Genomic DNA, 2,549 nt, shown 5'->3' on the forward strand with positions numbered 1-2,549 from the left:
TCTGATCTTTTAGCATAAGTGAGAATATAAGCGCACTCCACCACCACTCACTAAAGCACCACATCCCTTATTATTTAGCGACAAGCCTGTTATAATTCCGCACCCTTTTGTTAGGTAGCAGCCTATAGAAATAGCAGCTATCCACTTAAACACGATTTTTTCGTTTATTGACCTCTGGTAAGAGTTACATATATGTCGCAATACAATTTGACTCATTTAAAGCAATTGGAAGCTGAAAGCATCCACATCATTCGAGAAGTAGCCGCTGAATTTGATAATCCGGTAATGCTCTATTCTGTCGGTAAAGATTCCGCTGTTATGCTGCACTTGGCTCGCAAAGCTTTTGCACCAGGTAAGCCACCTTTCCCTCTAATGCATGTTGACACTACCTGGAAATTCCAGGAAATGATCAAGTTTCGTGACGAGACCGTTAAAAAGTATGGCTTCGATCTGATCGTGCATATCAACCAGGAAGGCGTTGATCAAGGCATCGGACCTTTTACTCACGGTAGTGCCAAGCACACCGACGTAATGAAAACCCAAGGTCTTAAACAAGCACTGGACAAATATCAGTTTGACGCAGCCTTCGGTGGCGCACGACGTGACGAAGAAAAGTCTCGCGCTAAAGAACGTGTTTACTCTTTCCGTGATGAAAACCACCGCTGGGACCCAAAGAATCAGCGCCCTGAATTATGGAATACTTATAACGGTAAGATTAATAAAGGTGAAAGCATTCGTGTATTCCCTTTATCTAACTGGACAGAACTTGATATCTGGCAGTACATCCACCTGGAAAACATCGATATCGTTCCACTTTATTTCTCAGCGAAGCGACCTGTTGTTGAACGTGACGGCGTCATGATCATGGTTGATGATGAACGTATGCCGATTGAAGAAGGTGAAAAGGTAGAGATGAAGTCGGTACGCTTCCGTACGCTTGGTTGCTACCCGCTAACGGGTGCAGTTGAGTCTGAAGCGACAACCTTGCCCGAAATAATTCAGGAAATGCTACTAACCACCTCCTCTGAAAGACAAGGCCGCGTCATTGATCACGACCAGGCAGGCTCAATGGAGCAGAAGAAGCGCGAAGGTTATTTCTAGGCCAGCATATACGTACAAAGCTGATACATAGCAACCAAGATTATTGCCTCACGCTAAGACCCAGCGCGAGGCAGCAAATAAAGAGATAGTTTACATGTCACACCAGTCAGATCTTATCAGTGAAGATATTAACGAATATCTGAAGCAACACGAACAAAAAGAACTACTACGTCTTCTTACTTGTGGTAGCGTTGACGACGGCAAGAGCACACTTATTGGCCGACTACTTCATGACTCTCAAATGATTTATGAAGATCAACTTGAAGCAATTAAGAAAGACAGCGTTAAGTCCGGCACCAACGAAGGTGAAATCGACCTTGCACTATTAGTTGACGGCCTACAGGCTGAGCGCGAGCAAGGCATCACCATTGATGTTGCTTATCGTTATTTCTCAACTGCTAAACGCAAGTTCATCATCGCCGACACTCCCGGACACGAGCAATATACTCGTAACATGGCAACTGGTGCGTCAACTGCTGACCTGGCAATCATCCTGATCGATGCACGTCACGGTGTATTAACGCAAACCAAACGTCACTCATTTATTGCTTCTTTACTGGGTATTAAGCACGTCATCGTTGCCATCAATAAGATGGATCTGGTTGACTACAGCGAAGAGCGCTTTAATGAAATCAAGAGCGATTACCTTTCATTCTCTGACCAGTTAGATTTGGTCGATAATAATGAAGGCGCCCGTTGCTTTGTTTTCACCATATGGGTCAAACGCAAGTGTCTGGTTTGCATGGATCGTACATAATGCAATACTGTTAAGCTCTAGTTCGCTGGCATCCTTTTTCTCAAGCGTATTAACGTCAATTAAATGCTCAATTGACTGAATTGACGCTGAAGCCTGCTTGGAACCAAGTTTAATATCAATAAGCTTGCCTGGCTGAATTTTGTCTTCAGACATCCAAACGATATGTGCTTTTACCGCAGAACTTACCGTTGGGTGATTGTCAGACTGAACAATCATATCGCCACGACTGATATCGATTTCATCATTCAAGGTAAGCGTAACCGCTTGACCTGCGAAACCTTCATCCAGTGAACCTTCAAAGGTCACGACTTCTTTTACGGTACTGCTTTTACCCGAAGGAAGTGCAGTAATTTTATCGCCAGGCTTAACGATACCCGAAGCAATCGTTCCACAGAAACCACGGAAGTTAAGGTTAGGGCGGTTAACGTATTGTACTGGTAGGCGGAAGTCTTCCAGATTCTTGTCTTTAGCTATTTCGACTGACTCAAGCATCTCCATTAGAGGCTTGCCTTTGTACCAAGGTGTCTTGTCGCTATTGCTGATTGTGTTAACACCTTTCAGTGCAGAAAGTGGTGCAAACTGGATATCGCCCAAATCTAACTGGTCAGAGAATGAAAGGTAATCGCTCTTGATTTCATTAAAGCGCTCTTCGCTGTAGTCAACCAGATCCATCTTATTGATGGCAACGATG

At 44.1% G+C, this 2,549-nt stretch carries 2 protein-coding genes and 1 pseudogene; 2 read left to right on the forward strand and 1 reads right to left on the reverse strand.

All coding sequences use genetic code 11. The features are described 5' to 3' along the window. Window positions 1-192: 192 nt before the first annotated feature. A complete protein-coding gene (gene cysD / locus A3729_RS16240) occupies window positions 193-1,101 on the forward strand; it encodes a sulfate adenylyltransferase subunit CysD (protein ID WP_068507917.1) in 909 nt (302 codons plus the stop codon). Between the two features lie 94 nt (window positions 1,102-1,195). Then, window positions 1,196-1,780 (forward strand): annotated as a pseudogene (locus tag A3729_RS16245) (GTP-binding protein); the annotation flags it as partial. Here the strand turns inward: A3729_RS16245 and A3729_RS33175 are convergent. Further along, a partial coding sequence (locus A3729_RS33175) for an EF-Tu/IF-2/RF-3 family GTPase (protein WP_369820139.1) occupies window positions 1,766-2,549 on the reverse strand: 784 nt, incomplete at its 5' end. The pseudogene A3729_RS16245 and the gene A3729_RS33175 sit on opposite strands and share 15 nt — an antisense overlap.

This window comes from Oleiphilus sp. HI0043, from assembly GCF_001634935.1.